The 15071-nt window shown below is 45.4% G+C and carries 11 protein-coding genes; 6 read left to right on the forward strand and 5 right to left on the reverse strand.

Features of this window, described 5'->3' with window-relative positions; genetic code table 11:
* The first annotated feature begins 35 nt into the window (after window positions 1-35).
* Together IGI72_RS00740 and IGI72_RS00745 are read left to right on the forward strand one after the other, a co-directional pair.
* On the forward strand, window positions 36-1472 hold the full coding sequence (locus tag IGI72_RS00740) for a glycoside hydrolase family 1 protein (RefSeq protein ID WP_005226667.1): 1437 nt from the start codon (window positions 36-38) through the stop codon (window positions 1470-1472).
* Window positions 1473-1734: 262 nt separating this feature from the next.
* Window positions 1735-4197 (forward strand): heavy metal translocating P-type ATPase, encoded by a 2463-nt coding sequence (locus IGI72_RS00745; protein ID WP_194193620.1) that lies wholly within the window; start codon window positions 1735-1737, stop codon window positions 4195-4197.
* A 73-nt stretch (window positions 4198-4270) separates the two neighbouring features.
* Here the strand turns inward: IGI72_RS00745 and IGI72_RS00750 are convergent, their stop codons facing one another.
* Both IGI72_RS00750 and celB read right to left on the reverse strand, forming a co-directional pair.
* Window positions 4271-4987 (reverse strand): GntR family transcriptional regulator, encoded by a 717-nt coding sequence (locus IGI72_RS00750; protein ID WP_005226669.1) that lies wholly within the window; start codon window positions 4985-4987, stop codon window positions 4271-4273.
* A 108-nt stretch (window positions 4988-5095) separates the two neighbouring features.
* Window positions 5096-6367 carry a PTS cellobiose transporter subunit IIC gene (gene celB / locus IGI72_RS00755; RefSeq protein WP_005226670.1) on the reverse strand — a complete coding sequence of 424 codons (1272 nt, stop codon included), beginning with the start codon at window positions 6365-6367 and terminating at the stop codon, window positions 5096-5098.
* 159 nt (window positions 6368-6526) lie between these two features.
* Between celB and IGI72_RS00760 the strand changes: the two genes are divergently transcribed.
* The 3 genes from IGI72_RS00760 to IGI72_RS00770 all read left to right on the forward strand — a co-directional run bounded on the left by IGI72_RS00760 (window position 6527) and on the right by IGI72_RS00770 (window position 10374).
* Complete coding sequence (locus IGI72_RS00760; RefSeq protein WP_375847458.1) at window positions 6527-7915, forward strand: glycoside hydrolase family 1 protein; 1389 nt, start codon at window positions 6527-6529, stop codon at window positions 7913-7915.
* Between the two features lie 246 nt (window positions 7916-8161).
* Window positions 8162-9442 (forward strand): PTS sugar transporter subunit IIC, encoded by a 1281-nt coding sequence (locus tag IGI72_RS00765; protein WP_005232725.1) that lies wholly within the window; start codon window positions 8162-8164, stop codon window positions 9440-9442.
* 191 nt (window positions 9443-9633) lie between these two features.
* The gene (locus tag IGI72_RS00770) at window positions 9634-10374 is read left to right on the forward strand and encodes a GntR family transcriptional regulator (protein ID WP_008376546.1); all 741 of its coding nucleotides are present in this window, start codon (window positions 9634-9636) and stop codon (window positions 10372-10374) included.
* A gap of 74 nt (window positions 10375-10448) precedes the next feature.
* Here IGI72_RS00770 and uvrC read toward each other — a convergent pair whose 3' ends face one another.
* Window positions 10449-12239: an excinuclease ABC subunit UvrC gene (gene uvrC, locus IGI72_RS00775; protein WP_005226686.1), complete on the reverse strand. Its 1791-nt coding sequence runs from the start codon at window positions 12237-12239 to the stop codon at window positions 10449-10451.
* A gap of 231 nt (window positions 12240-12470) precedes the next feature.
* Window positions 12471-13322 carry a LysR family transcriptional regulator gene (locus IGI72_RS00780; RefSeq protein ID WP_034868923.1) on the reverse strand — a complete coding sequence of 284 codons (852 nt, stop codon included), beginning with the start codon at window positions 13320-13322 and terminating at the stop codon, window positions 12471-12473.
* Window positions 13323-13387: 65 nt separating this feature from the next.
* On the opposite strand from IGI72_RS00780, the gene IGI72_RS00785 reads away from it, so the two are divergent.
* A complete protein-coding gene (locus IGI72_RS00785) occupies window positions 13388-14410 on the forward strand; it encodes a YeiH family protein (protein WP_060791641.1) in 1023 nt (340 codons plus the stop codon).
* Here IGI72_RS00785 and IGI72_RS00790 read toward each other — a convergent pair.
* The gene (locus IGI72_RS00790; protein ID WP_438752675.1) at window positions 14336-14893 is read right to left on the reverse strand and encodes a GNAT family N-acetyltransferase; all 558 of its coding nucleotides are present in this window, start codon (window positions 14891-14893) and stop codon (window positions 14336-14338) included. The genes IGI72_RS00785 and IGI72_RS00790 overlap by 75 nt on opposite strands.
* Window positions 14894-15071: the final 178 nt, after the last annotated feature.

Below are 15071 nucleotides of genomic sequence, written 5' to 3' on the forward strand. Positions count from 1 at the left end.
AAAGGGGTATCATCAAACAGAAAGAAGGGAAACAATTGGATCATAAACAACTAAAAGAATTCCCCAACGATTTCTTATGGGGTTCAGCATCAGCAGCCTATCAAGTAGAAGGCGCATGGCAAGAAGACGGCAAAGGCGCTTCGGTTTGGGACGATTTTGTCCGCATTCCAGGAAAAACCTTTAAAGCAACTAACGGAGATGTCGCAGTCGACCATTACCACCGCTTCAAAGAAGATGTTGCCTTGATGAAAGAACAAGGATTGAAAACCTATCGTTTTTCCATTGCTTGGACACGGATTTTTCCAGAAGGACGAGGAGAAGTCAATCAAGCAGGGTTAGACTTTTATTTAGCATTGATCGATGAACTGATAAAAGCAGGGATCGAACCGATGGTGACCTTGTACCATTGGGATCTGCCACGAGCTTTGCAAGAAGAATACGGTGGCTGGGAATCTCGCAAAATCATTGAAGATTTCACCAACTATGCGGCGGTATTGTTTGAAGCCTTTCGCGGCAAAGTCCACTATTGGGTCAGCTTGAATGAACAAAATATCTTTACTTCGTTAGGCTATCTTTTAGCTGCCCATCCACCAGGAGTGACCGATCCTAAACGGATGTATGAAGTCAATCATATCGCTAACTTGGCGAATGCTTCGGTGATCAACAAGTTCCATGAGATGAAAATCCCAGGGAAAATCGGACCAAGTTTCGCCTACTCACCAAACTACCCAATCAACAGCGACCCGAAAAATATTTTGGCAGCTGAAAACGCGGAAGACTTGATGGCGCATTATTGGTTAGACGTCTATCTATGGGGCGAATACCCGATTGCGGCAATGAATTACTTGAAAGAGCAAGGGATCGCACCAACGATTGAACCAGGAGATATGGACTTGCTGCGTTCAGCAAAACCAGATTTCTTAGGGATCAACTATTACCAAACAGCAACAAATGCCTACAATCCATTAGATGGTGTCGGTGCGGGGAAAATGAACACCACTGGGAAAAAAGGTAGCTCCGAAGAAACCGGGACACCAGGAATGTTCAAAAAAGCCGAAAATCCATTTGTGGAACGGACGAATTGGGATTGGGAGATCGATCCTCAAGGTCTGCGGATCGCTTTACGACGAATCACTAGCCGTTATCGGGTGCCTGTGATCATTACAGAAAACGGACTTGGTGAATACGACAAACTAACCGACGATCATCAAATCCATGACCAATACCGCATCGATTATTTAGCAGGGCATGTCCATGCCATTAAAGAAGCGATCAGCGACGGCGCGGAAGTTCTTGGCTATTGCACCTGGTCCTTCACTGATTTGCTAAGCTGGTTGAACGGCTACCAAAAACGCTATGGCTTTGTCTATGTCGACCAAGATGAAACGCAAGAAGGATCTTTGGCACGCTACAAGAAAGACAGCTTCTACTGGTACCAAGAGCTGATCAAAACCAACGGGCAAGAGTGCTAGCCTCCTAAAACCAATACCTGAATAAGCGAAACGACCCCTGCAACGGCAGTGATCGTTTCTTAGAAAAAAGTACGTTCCACCGGTAGCGATCGCCCAAAGGTAGACCAAAAGTCTCGCGTTTTGGGCCGCTTCAAAGGAGAACGTCCTTTTTTTGAGTATTATCGTTGACAAGTGTAAACGATAATTGTAAAGTAGAAGAAGATTACAACTGTAAACATAAAAGGTTAATGGGTTTGCATAGCAAGCAAGGAGGAAGGAAACAATGATCGAAAAGAATTATGGGGTAAAAGGGATGACCTGTGCGTCTTGTTCCCAGACCGTCGAAAAAACAGTCAGCAAGCTGGCGGGGGTCGACCAAGCAGCTGTCAATTTGGCTACTGAAAAATTACATATTCGTTATGATGAGCAGCAGCTCACCGAAGAAACACTCGCTGCGGCCATCAAAGCAGCGGGCTATCAACTGATCGGCTCCCAAAGACAAGAGACCTTTGCCATCTCGGGCATGACCTGTGCGTCTTGTGCCCAAACAGTAGAAAAAGCCGTCCAAAAATTAGCGGGTGTGGAGCAAGCCTCCGTCAATCTGGCAACAGAAAAACTGACGGTCAGCTATCAACAAGATCAAGTGACCGCCGCGAAGATCGCAGCTGCCGTGAAAGAGGCGGGCTATGATGCACAGCTGCCGACCGCTTCTGCCGACAAGGCGGATTCAAAACAGGCAGAGATTCGTGCTTTATGGCAACGGTTTTGGCTTTCAGCGCTCTTTACGATCCCCTTGTTCTATTTGACGATGGGGGAAATGATCGGTTTGCCGATCCCTGGCTTTTTAGATCCGATGGCCTATCCAGTCAATTTCGTTACCACTCAATTGCTTTTGGTCTTACCGGTGATGGTCCTCGGTCGCGCCTTTTACATTGCTGGTTTCAAAGCGCTTTGGAAAGGCCATCCCAACATGGATTCCCTTGTCGCATTGGGAACCAGTGCTGCCTTCTTTTATAGTATTTATGGAACCGTGATGGTCTACCTGGGCACGACCCACTATGCGATGCACTTGTACTATGAAACGGCCGCCGTTATTTTGGCATTAGTTACTTTAGGAAAATACCTTGAGTCGGTCTCGAAGGGCAAAACCTCCGAAGCCATCAAGAAGTTGTTGGATCTCGCACCGAAAAAAGCCCGCGTGCTTCGTGGCAGCGGGAATCAAGCCGAAGAAGTCGAAGTGGGTATTGAAGAAGTCGCAGCTGGCGATATCTTAGTCGTACGACCTGGTGAGAAGATTCCTGTGGATGGGATCGTTACCCAAGGGCGCTCTGCCATCGATGAATCAATGATCACTGGAGAAAGCTTACCTATCGAAAAACAAGTCGGTGATCGGGTGATCGGCGCCAGCATCAACAAAAACGGCTCCTTTCAATATGAAGCCACCAATGTGGGAGAAGATTCAACGTTAGCGCAAATCATTCAGTTAGTAGAAAATGCCCAAGGCTCCAAAGCGCCGATTGCCCGCATGGCTGACAAAGTTTCGGGTGTGTTTGTCCCGATCGTCATGGTCTTGGCGGTTTTTGCAGGACTTGCCTGGTTTTTCTTAGGACAAGAAACCTGGATCTTCTCATTGACCATTACGATCTCTGTATTAGTGATTGCCTGTCCGTGTGCCTTAGGATTAGCGACACCGACCGCCATCATGGTGGGTGCGGGCAAAGGGGCAGAAAATGGCGTCTTGATCAAAAGCGGCGATGCGTTAGAAACAGCTAGAAACGTGACGACGATCGTCTTTGATAAAACCGGCACGATCACAGAAGGCAAACCAGTCGTAACCGATCTCCTACCTGCAGGCAATCACACGCCGACGGAATTGCTGCAGCTGGCGGCTTCTGTTGAAAAAGGCTCAGAACATCCATTAGGCGAAGCCATTGTGATCGAAGCCCGCACGCAAGCTCTCGCCCTACAAGAAGTTGACGGGTTTGAAGCGATCCCAGGGCATGGGATTCAAGGAACGATCGCTGGCAGTCCAGTCCTATTAGGCAACCAGAAATGGTTGGAAAAACAAAACGTTGCCATCGATGGCCTGATCGAGCAAGCCCAACAATTGGCTCACGAAGGGAAAACACCGATGTATGTTGCCAAAGACGGCGAAGCGATCGGGATCATCGCTGTGGCAGATACTATCAAAGAAAGCAGTCGAAAAGCCATTGAACGGTTGCATCAAATGGGCTTGTACGTAGCAATGATCACGGGCGACAATGCCCGAACGGCCCAAGCCATCGCCAAACAAGTCGGTATCGATGAAGTGATCAGTGACGTCTTGCCAGAAGATAAAGCCGCCAAAGTAGCTGGCCTGCAAGCCAAAGGCCAAAAGGTTGCGATGGTAGGTGACGGGATCAATGATGCGCCCGCGTTAGCCCAAGCCGATGTAGGGATCGCGATCGGCTCTGGTACCGATGTCGCCATCGAATCGGCAGACATCGTACTGATGCGCAGCGATCTGATGGACGTCCCATCAGCGATCGAGTTAAGTCGGGCAACCATCAAGAACATCAAAGAAAATCTTTTCTGGGCTTTTGCTTATAACGTCTTAGGCATCCCTGTCGCAATGGGTGTGCTGCATCTTTTCGGTGGCCCCTTGCTCAATCCAATGATCGCTGGGGCGGCCATGAGCTTCAGCTCGGTATCCGTTTTATTAAATGCCTTGCGGCTGAAACGATTCCAACCCTCAGCGAAAAAATAAGCGAAGCAACGAATGCACCAACAAAAAGACCTGCCCACGGTTTTCTTCCATAAGAAATCGTGGGTAGGTCTTTTTAGTGCTGGACATCTAAATAAGAGTAGGCCCGCACGTCATAACGGTTGCGACTACGGGAAAATTCGATGGGTGAGCCATTTTTCTGATAGACGATCTGTTCGATCTCTAAGACCGGATCATCGGCTTTACAGTCCAAATACTGTTGATCGTACGCGGTACTTTTATCAGCGGCGATGGTGCGGTAGGCGCCAGCAAACTGGACCCCTAGTTCCTCTTTGACATAACGGTAGATAGAACTTTCTAAATGGCCACGAGTTAAATTGGGCACCAAATGGACGGGCATATAGGTATATTCTAAAATAAACGGTTGGTCTTCAAGAATCCGCAAGCGGACAATACTATAGATCGGTTGTTCTTCCGTTAACATCAACTTTTCTTGGATCGTTTGGTCAGGAAATTCGACTTGAAAATCGATGACCTGACTGACTAGCTTGCGGCCAGCTTTGCCCATTTCCGTTGACAAGCCTTCATAGACCGTTAAAGCAGTGGTGTCTTTTTTTAAGAATGGGTGGTTCAATATTTTTGTTCCAGCGCCCCGCTGAGAATAAACCAGTCCTTCCATGGCTAAAATACCGATGGCTTTTTTGACGGTCATCCGGCTGACTCCGAATTCCTCGACTAAATCAGTTTGATTCGGCAGTAAGCTGTCAGGCGGATACGTTTTGTTTTTGATACGTGTGCGTAAAATATTGGCAATTTCTTGGTATTTTGGCATCTGATCACCTCGCAAGAAGTATAGCTGAAAAAAGCGGTTTCGACAATCAAACCTTGGTTTTTTTATAAAAAGAACGGCTGACTGAAAAAATTCAGCCAGCCGTTGCGCTTAATCGATTGATGGTTCTGCTTGACGATCTAACACACGTAAGAATGGATACCAGATCAAGCCGACGATCACCACGTCAATGACTTGCAGCAAACCACCTAACCAAGAGTTGGTTGCTAAGACACCACTGAAGACCACTGGAACGGTCCAAGGAACAGAAACACCAGTTGGTGCAGGAACAAGTCCAGCCGCCATCACTAAGTAGTTGAAGGTCGTTACCACAAGAGGTGCTACGACCCAAGGAATCAGGATCGTCGCATTCAAGACGATCGGCATACCGAAGATGGCTGGTTCGTTAACGTTAAAGATCCCTGGTGCTAAAGCCAAACGACCCACATCGCGGTATTGTTTTTTCTTCAATACGAAAGCCATCAAGATAACAACGGCTAACGTCATACCAGAACCGCCTAATCCAACAGTAAAGGTTTCCATAAATGGTTTTGTGACGATATGCGGCAGTGCATCCCCATTTTGATACGCTTCTAAGTTGTCTAACATCAATGTATTCCAAATCGGGTCCATCACAGAGTTGACGATGATTTGACCATGTAGACCGAAGAACCAAAGGAATTGAACAAAGAACAAAGCCAATAGAGTTGCTGGCAAGCTGCTGCCTAGTCCAGTCAATGGTTTTTGGATCAATTCATAAACTAGGTCATGCAAGTTGGCATTGAAGACACCCGTCATGATGGCATTGATCACTAAGAATACCGTTAAAGTGATAATTGCTGGAATCAAAGCGGCAAAAGATTTAGAAACTGCTGGTGGCACCCCATCAGGCATTTTGATCTGCCAGCCGCGTTTTGTGATGCGGCAATAGATTTCAGCTGCCAAAAATGCTGCGATCATCCCGATAAACATCCCTTTTGCGCCAAGACGATCAAGAGACAGCACACCGGAGATCGTTTCGCCAGATTCAGTAGTCATAAAGAAAGGAGTCAAGATCAAAAAGCTGGCAAACGAAACGGCACCACCAAAAATCCCTTCCACATCATATGATTTTGATAAATAATAGCCAATACCGAAAGTAACGAAAACAGTCATGATACTCATTGTTGCATTTTGCCCATTGCCAAACAGTGTTCCTAATGTTCCTTTAGTGGCATCACTGAAGAAGGGCAGGTTGTTTAAAACGACCACGATCGATCCAAACATAGTGATTGGGAACGAAAGCATAAACGCGTCCCGCAAGACGGTCAGGTAGCGATTTTGTCCTAAGGCATTCGCCAAGGGCAAAATCTTTTCAGATAACTTGTCCATAAAACCATTCATTATTATTTCACTCCTTAAATTTCTTTTTGCAATCGATTACATTGATAATGTATCATGTTTTATTTTAAATGTCTATACATTTATTTTAAAAAAGATTGATTTTTATAACTGCTTCCTTTATGATTAGGGCAGCAAAGAAAAAATGAGGAGTGAATGAAGATGGATTATCAATTTCCAGCAGGCTTTTGGTGGGGGTCAGCCGCTAGTGGCCCACAAACAGAAGGTGTATTTGAAGGCGATGGCAAAGGGGCAAGCATCTGGGATTACTGGTATCAGCAAGAACCAGAGAAATTTTTCAATAAGGTAGGTCCTGAAAAAACCTCGCAAGTCTACACACGCTATCAAGAAGATATTCAACTAATGAAAGAAACCGGCCATACGACGTTTCGGACGTCGATCCAATGGAGTCGTCTCTTCCCGCAAGGCAAAGGAGAAGTCAATCAAAAAGCCGTTGATTTTTACAACGCCTACATTGATGAGCTGATCGCCAATGGGATCGAACCTTTCATGAACCTTTACCACTTCGATATGCCGATGGCGCTGCAAGAAAAAGGCGGCTGGTTGAACCGAGAGACCGTGGATGCCTATGTCGCATTTGCGCAAACCTGCTTTACATTATTTGGTGATCGTGTCAAGAAATGGTTCACTCATAATGAACCGATCGTCCCTGTTGAAGGCGGCTATCTTTACCAATTCCATTATCCGAATGAGATCAACATGAAACATGCAGTCCAAGTTGGGTTCCACGAAACGTTGGCGAGTGCTAAAGCCATCAAAGTCTATCATGAGATGAACCTTGATGGGGAGATCGGCATCATCTTGAACTTGACGCCAAGCTATCCAAGAGATGAGAACGATCCAGAGGATGTCAAAGCAGCGCAAATCGCGGATGCCTTCTTTAATCGTTCTTTCTTAGACCCTGCGGTCAAAGGCACGTTCCCAGAAGAATTAGTGACCATCGTCAAGGAATTGGATATGGTACCAGCGATGGAAGCCGATGATTTACAAACGATTCGCGAAAATACGATCGACTTGTTGGGGATCAATTATTACCAACCTCGTCGTATCATGAAGAAAGAATCACCGATCGATGAAGCGAAAAGTCCAATGCCTGATGATTACTTTGATAACTATGATATGCCGAACAAGAAAATGAACCCGTATCGTGGATGGGAAATCTATGAAAAAGGGATCTATGATATTTTGACGAACACGCGAGAAAACTATGGCAATATCAAGTGCTACATTTCTGAAAATGGCATGGGTGTCGAAGGAGAAGAACGTTTCGTCAATGCTGATGGCGTGATCGAAGATGATTACCGCATCGAATTTGTCTCTGACCACTTGAAGTACGTCCACCAAGCGATCCAAGAAGGAACCAATTGTGTTGGCTACCATATGTGGACCTGCATGGACAACTGGTCATGGACCAATGCTTACAAGAACCGTTACGGATTTATCTCCGTTGACTTAGCAAATGATGCTAAACGAACGGTGAAAAAATCAGGTCGTTGGTTTAAAGAAGTTTCAGATAATAACGGCTTTTAATAACAATGAAAAAAGCAATGCTGTAGGAATCAGCATTGCTTTTTTTGTGTAAAATCGCGGATTTTTTCTGGCTGATTTCAAAGGGGGATTCTATTAAAAAACCACCTGTTTTTGCAAATGATAAGCTGGGTTAAATAAAAGCACAGTTTTGATAAAGAAAAGACTAGACATGGAAACGTTCTCGTGGTATTCTTTAGTAGAAATCGGTTTCATTATTTTGTTTAGGGTTTGAAAGGAGAAAAAACAATGGATAAATTTATTGGATTTATGGAGAAGCACTTTATTCCGATCGCTTCTAAAATAGGCTCTCAAAGACATTTAGTGGCCATTCGTGACGGATTTATCGTAACGATGCCGTTGATGATCTTAGGCTCTTTTGGGGTATTGATCAACAACTTACCAATCCCCGCCTATATTGATTTTATGAATGGCATTTTTGGTGAAGGAACATGGCAAGCCTTTGGGAACAACTTGTCAGCAGGTACTTTTTCAATACTTGGTCTGTTAATCGCTTTCACAGTAGCGTATAATTTAGCTAAAAGCTACAATCAAGACGCATTAGGTGCTGGGGCGATCTCAGTTGCAAGTTTCTTCGCATTAGGTGCTATGGCGACAGGCCCAGATGGTTTGTTAACAGCTGCCGGACTTGGTTCTCAAGGATTATTTTTAGCATTAATCGTATCGATCATTTCTACTGAGATCTTCCGTCGTCTAGCTGGCAACCCACGCTTAGTCATCAACATGCCTGATGGAGTACCACCAGCAGTCTCACGTTCATTTGCTGCATTATTCCCAGCAATGATCACCGTATCGATCTTTGCTTTGTTTACAGCAATTTTCCAAGCATTTGGTGTGACAAGTATCGTATTGTCCTTCTATGAATTGGTGCAACAACCATTCATGGGCTTGGCAAACTCTTACCCAGCTGCTTTGCTATTAGGTTTTATCTCTGCATTCTTATGGTTCTTTGGTTTACATGGTGCCAACATCATCGACCCGTTCATGCAAACGATCAATGTGCCAGCGATCGAAGCAAACGCACGAGCATTAGAAGCAGGAACAGATTTGCCTTATATCGTGAACAAACCATTCTTTGATTCTTTCGTGAACATCGGCGGAACAGGTGCGACACTAGGTCTTTTGATTGCGATCTTTTTAGTTGCTCGTCATCATAAAGCGTATATGACTGTCGCAAAACTATCCGTTGCACCAGGTGTGTTTATGATCAATGAACCAGTGATGTTTGGGTTACCAGTTGTCTTAAACCCAATCTTGTTCATCCCATATGTGTTGACCCCACTTGTTTTAGTAACGACTGCTTATTTTGCAACCGCAACTGGCTTAGTTCCTGCAAGTACCGTCATCGCACCATGGACGACGCCACCAATCATCGGCGGTATTTTGTCGACACAAAGTATTGCTGGCGGAATCTTGGCAGCTGTTAACTTGATCTTGTCGATCGTTATCTACTTGCCGTTCGTGAAAATGGCGCAAATTCAAGAAACACGCCGTTTAAAAAATGCGTAATGTCTGATCGAGTCGATTAGAAACAAGCGCCAAACGTAATAGACCTTATCCGGCCGCGATCAGAGTGCAATACCCCTTATCACACTGCTTCATTGGAAGGTGCAGTGGTGTGATGACACTCTTTTCGTTTGGCCGGTTCTTTTATCGTTTTTCAATCAATACAATACAACACACGTTTTGGAGGTGGCAAAATGCCCAAATATATGGAGATCGCAGATGTTCTGCGTAAAAGAATCAAGGACGGAACTTATCCGAAAGACAGTCTTTTACCTTATCAAACAGAGTTAGTGGAAGAGTTTGGCGTCAGCCGAATGACGATTAAAAATGCGGTGAATATCCTGATTATGGAAGGCTTGCTGCTGACAAAGCGCGGCTTAGGGACCAAAGTTTTGAATCATTCCTTTTGGGGCAAAGATACCTCATCGGTGACAGAATACAAAGGCCTGAGCTATCAGATGAAACAAGAAAAACGGACATTGACTAGCCAAGTCATCACCTTTGAAGTCTGTTTTCCTACAACAAGAATTCAAGAGATGCTTCAGATCACTGCCGAACAACCAATCTATCATGTGATCCGTTTGCGGATCTTAGAAGGCAATCCATACATACTCGAGCATTCCTATATGCCGTTGGATCTGGTCAGCGGTTTGACGAAAGAGATCTTGGAAGAATCCGTCTATGACTATCTACTGCAAGATTTAGGCTACAAATTTGCTGGTGCTTATCGGACTTTTCAGGCTGCCAAAAGCGATGAATACGATCAAACCTATTTAGCGTGCCAAGCAGATGACCCAGTATTGGAATTAGAACAGATCATCTATTTAGAATCGGGACGTCCAGTGGACTATTCCTGCAGCCGCAATCGGTATGATGTTCGTGGCTATTCCATGTTAGACATGAAGCCTGACCTGTTACAGCACCGCAAAAAGTAACGGCTTACAAAATGCTTCTTCAATGAAAAAACGCTTCATAGCTACTGTTGGCTATGGAGCGTTTTTGTTTTGACTTAAGAAGTGGGTTGGTTTTGATCACCTAGTTTGGCTAAGATAGTTTCCGCAACGGCTTTGGGGATGCCAGCTTGCTGGATCTCTTCCACGGAAGCTGCTTGGATGTTTTTTAACGACTTGAAGGTTTTCATCAGCTGTTGCTTGCGTTTTGGTCCTAAGCCAGGAATTTCATCCAGTTTGGAAGAAAAACTGTTTTTACTGCGCAATTGGCGATGGAAGGTGATCGCAAAACGATGGACCTCATCTTGAATCCGTTGCAGCAAAAAGAATTCCACAGAATTGCGTTCCAGCTGGATCGGATCTAAAAATTCCCCGAAAATCAACTCGCTGGTTTTGTGTTTGTTGTTCTTCACTAAACCCGCAACGGGAATATCTAAACCTAGCTGGTTATACAGCACTTCTTGGGCAGCACCGACTTGGGCTTTCCCACCATCGATGATGATCAGATCAGGAAAAGGCAGGTTTTCTTTTAGGACACGAGAGTATCGGCGGTAGATGACTTCTTGCATAGAGCCATAATCGTCGCCGCCTTGTGCGGTACGGATCTTATATTTCCGATAATCATCTTTAAACGGCTTCCCGTCGACAAAAACCACCATTGCAGACACTGGGTCGGTCCCCATGATGTGGGAGTTATCGAAGGCTTCGATCCGATAAGGTGTCGCGATCCCCATGGCTTCGCCTAGACGATCCACTGCACCGATCGTCCGTTCTTCAGTACGCTCGATCAACGCAAATTTTTGTGCCAAGGCAATGCGGGCATTTTTATTGGCCAAATCGACCAATTTCTTTTTGTCGCCTCGTTGGGGCTGCAGGACTTTGGTTTCCAGCAGCGCTTCTAATGGGGCAGCATCGACATTTTGCGGAACAAAGACTTCTTTGGGAATGAAGTGTTCATTCTTTTGGTAAAACTGGCCGACGAAGGTCAAGAAATCCTCATCCGCTTCATTGTAGAAAGGAAATAAAGAGACTTCTCGTTCGATCAGCTTTCCTTGACGGATAAAAAAGACTTGGACACACATCCAGCCTTTGTCGACACTGTAGCCAAAGACATCACGGTCCATCAGATCTGTCAGAGTCATTTTTTGTCGCGTCATGACGGTATCGATTGCTTGGATCTGATCCCGCAGCTCAGCCGCTCGTTCAAACTCTAACGTTTCAATGGCTTCGCCCATCTTCTCTTTCAGGTCTTTCAAAATATCGACGTGACCGCCGTGGAAAAAGTGTTTGACTTGATCAACGATCTTCTGATAATCCTTGGGATCTACATTGTTGACATAAGGACAGACGCATTGACCCAAATGATAATAAAGACAAGGCCGCTTTTGAGAAGGACCGCATTTTCGCAATGGAAAGAGGCGATCCAGCACCCGTTTGGTTTCGTTGGCTGCTCGTGCATCAGGATAGGGGCCAAAATATAAAGCCCCGTCTTTTAAAACTTTACGAGTGATGATCAGACGCGGATAGCGCTCTTTGGTCACTTTAATAAAAGGATACGACTTGTCGTCCTTTAGCATGATATTGTATTTCGGTTTGTTTTTTTGAATCAAATTGATTTCCAGCAATAAGGCTTCCGTATTTGATTCGGTAACGACGTACTCAAAATCATTGATTTCTTGAACGAGCCGTTCGGTTTTCGTATCGTGACTGCCGGTAAAGTACGAACGGACACGATTTTTTAAAATTTTGGCTTTCCCAACATAGATGATTTTGTTATTTTTATCTTTCATTAAATAACAACCGGGTTGGTCAGGAAGCAGCGCTAATTTGTTCTTGATTTGTTCGTTCATTTCAAGATCCTTTCTTACTGGTTTGCTCACGAACTGCAAAAGTAGTCAAAGGGCGGTCTAAGATCCACCGAAAAGGGGAACATTAGAGCCCATAGCCAGTACTCTTCATTTTAGCACAAATTTCTTAAGAAACAATCAAACGGGCCAGATCGGCAGCGAGGAAGCGTAATCGTAAGAAAAGGTTAAGAAATCCCACGAGGCGGTGGTTTCCTCCCTTAAAAACAAGTGAATTTATTTGCTTTCTGCTTGTGAGGAATCCTTTTGCGACCACTCCTGAATGAAGGTCCGCAATCCCTCGATGGCTGGTTCTGTGACGGCTTTGCGCTGGATGAGGTAAAATTGCCGCTCAAAATTTTTATCCAGCAGTTGATAGCCAATGCCGTAGGCGGCTCGCTTGGAAAGGATCGAACAGCCGAAGCCTTGTTTCAGTAAAGCGACGATCAATTCATTGCTGGCGATCTCAATGATCGGTCCTTGAATATTTTGTTCCTCTAGATAGCGCTTAGTGTAATAGTAGACACCAGAACTCGCTTCTCGAACAAGCCAAGGACCGACTTGGGGATCACCAGCTAAGACGAGCTGATCTTTCAAAATCGGGAAACGCAAAATACTTGGTGCAGATAAGGGTTTTTCAATGATTCCTAAATCTAATTGATGTTGTTCAAGCGCTGTTAAGACTTCAGCGGAGTTCATCATCGATACCCGAAAACGCACCGTGGGAAAGGCGTTGTATAAAGCAATCATCAAGTCAGGCATCAAGGCCATCGCATAGGTATGAGAGATGCCTAGGGCACAGTGGCTTTGATGCTGCGTGTTGGTATGGATCTCGCTGGCGATCGTCGACCACTCATCCAATAAATTCAGTGCCTTTTCGTAAAGGTACTCTGCTTGGGGCGTGGCGATCACGTTTTTACGACCATTGCGTAAAAAAAGCGGTGCATCCAGGTCTTGTTCCAACTGCTTGATCTGAGCAGAAACCGTGGGCTGTGAAATAAACAGCAATTCGGCAGCTTTCGAAAAATTTTTCGTTTCATAGACCATCTTGAAGGTCTCCAGTAATTTTAACATTGCAATCCCTTCCATTAGAAAATTCAATCATAACTATTATACCAATAAATCCTACTGATCGGTCAATCTGTGTATAATGGATGTTATATGAAAGGATGAAAGCAATGAAGCAACGACAAACAGCTTTGATACTTCCCGGTTTGTTCCTATCCTTTTCGGTAGCCGTCATCGCCCGAATCATGGCTTTGGCTGTGCCAAAATTAGGGGGAGCAACCCTTGCTATTTTATTAGGAATCATTTTAGGAAATACACTGTTCAAGCAAGAACGCTACCAAGTCGGAACGAAGGTTGCGGAAAGTCGTCTCTTGGAATATTCGGTGGTTTTGCTGGGCTTTACCGTCACTTTCCAGACCATCAGTGAAATGGGCCTTCGGGGCTTTCTCTTTATATTGCTGATGATGAGTTTGGTCATTACCGCTGCTTATTTGATAGGGAAAAAAATGGGCTTTAATCAAAAGATGAGCCTGATGATGGCAGGCGGCAACGCTGTCTGCGGGTCCTCTGCGATTGCGGCGATCGCACCGGCCATTGATGCCGATGATGAAGAAAAAGGGCAGATCATCACCTTGGTCAATCTTTTAGGAACAGTGATGATGCTGACGCTGCCGTTTTTAGGATTGGCCTTATACGGCGATGATCTGTTGCAAAAAAGCGCCTTACTTGGTGGCACGCTGCAATCCGTCGGACAAGTCGTGGCGGGGGCTAGTTTGATTGATGCCGACACCGTCAAATACGCGATGCTCTTTAAAATCGCGCGCATCATCATGTTGGCAGTCGTCGTCATTGTTTTTGAACGAATGACGACAAAGACCCCCACCAAAACCAAAGCCAAAGGCAAGCTGCGGCTGCCGATCCCTTGGTATGTGTTGGGCTTCTTGACCATCTGTATCTTGAACAGCTTCTTGCCGCTGCCTAGCTGGTTGAATGAGGGCGCTCATTTTATCAGTACGTGGTTTGAAACGACGGCGTTGGCAGCCATCGGTTTGCGCTTGGATTTCCGCAAGTTTTTAAAAGAAGGCCCGCGCTTTTTATTCTATGGTCTTTCCGTTGGCGCCGTCCAAACCGTGGGTGCTGTTGCATTGATTTGGTTGCTGCGGCTCTAGTGTTTTCACATAAAAGCGATCCATCGTGGTATGCTGTGCTGCCAATAGTGGCTGGCACAATGCGCGATAGCCGGCTTTTTGATAGACATGCAAGGCTGCTTTTAGAGAATGATGGGATTCTAAATAGAGTTGCCGATAACCTAGTTCAACAGCTTTGGCCTCGATCTTCGCCAGCAAGGGATAGCTGAGGCGCTGCCCTTTGGCAGCATCACTGAGATAAAATTTTTGCAGCTCGGCGATTTGCCCTTCTGAATCATAAGCGGCAAGACCACCGCCACCCAAAAGGGTACCCGATTCATCGGTGACGACAAAATAATGACGGCTAGCAGGATCTGCTGCATAAAATTCACTTAAGTGATCTAACTCGGGATCAAAATAGGCAGTTCCTGGAACCGCCAACTGGTGGTCGGTCAAGCTTTTGCGAATGATAGCGGCTAAGGGCGCATCATCTTGAGATTGGATCGGACGAAATATCGGCTTCATGCAGTTCCTCCTTAACGTAAAAGTAAATGAATAGCTATAGTGTACCACAGCATTGAGGTAGTGTTTAGTGATGATAAGAAAAGCCATCCTCGCAATGGCGCACCTCTTTAATAAGAAAATCGCCCCCTCGTTGCCAGGCTCCTGTTGTAAAAAGGAGTATGGCGCAACGAGGGGGCGT

This window comes from Enterococcus sp. DIV1059_2, from assembly GCF_051713685.1.
Taxonomy (GTDB): domain Bacteria; phylum Bacillota; class Bacilli; order Lactobacillales; family Enterococcaceae; genus Enterococcus_D; species Enterococcus_D casseliflavus.

Excerpts from the sequence above, each read along its gene's own strand:
- IGI72_RS00750 (WP_005226669.1), bottom strand. The coding sequence starts at position 4,987 with ATGCCAAAATACCAAGAAATTGCCAATATTTTACGCACACGTATCAAA.
- celB (WP_005226670.1), bottom strand. The coding sequence starts at position 6,367 with ATGAATGGTTTTATGGACAAGTTATCTGAAAAGATTTTGCCCTTGGCG.
- uvrC (WP_005226686.1), bottom strand. The coding sequence starts at position 12,239 with ATGAACGAACAAATCAAGAACAAATTAGCGCTGCTTCCTGACCAACCC.
- IGI72_RS00790 (WP_438752675.1), bottom strand. The coding sequence starts at position 14,893 with ATGAAGCCGATATTTCGTCCGATCCAATCTCAAGATGATGCGCCCTTA.
- IGI72_RS00765 (WP_005232725.1), top strand. The coding sequence starts at position 8,162 with ATGGATAAATTTATTGGATTTATGGAGAAGCACTTTATTCCGATCGCT.
- IGI72_RS00745 (WP_194193620.1), top strand. The coding sequence starts at position 1,735 with ATGATCGAAAAGAATTATGGGGTAAAAGGGATGACCTGTGCGTCTTGT.
- IGI72_RS00770 (WP_008376546.1), top strand. The coding sequence starts at position 9,634 with ATGCCCAAATATATGGAGATCGCAGATGTTCTGCGTAAAAGAATCAAG.
- IGI72_RS00760 (WP_375847458.1), top strand. The coding sequence starts at position 6,527 with ATGGATTATCAATTTCCAGCAGGCTTTTGGTGGGGGTCAGCCGCTAGT.
- IGI72_RS00780 (WP_034868923.1), bottom strand. The coding sequence starts at position 13,322 with ATGGAAGGGATTGCAATGTTAAAATTACTGGAGACCTTCAAGATGGTC.
- IGI72_RS00785 (WP_060791641.1), top strand. The coding sequence starts at position 13,388 with ATGTTATATGAAAGGATGAAAGCAATGAAGCAACGACAAACAGCTTTG.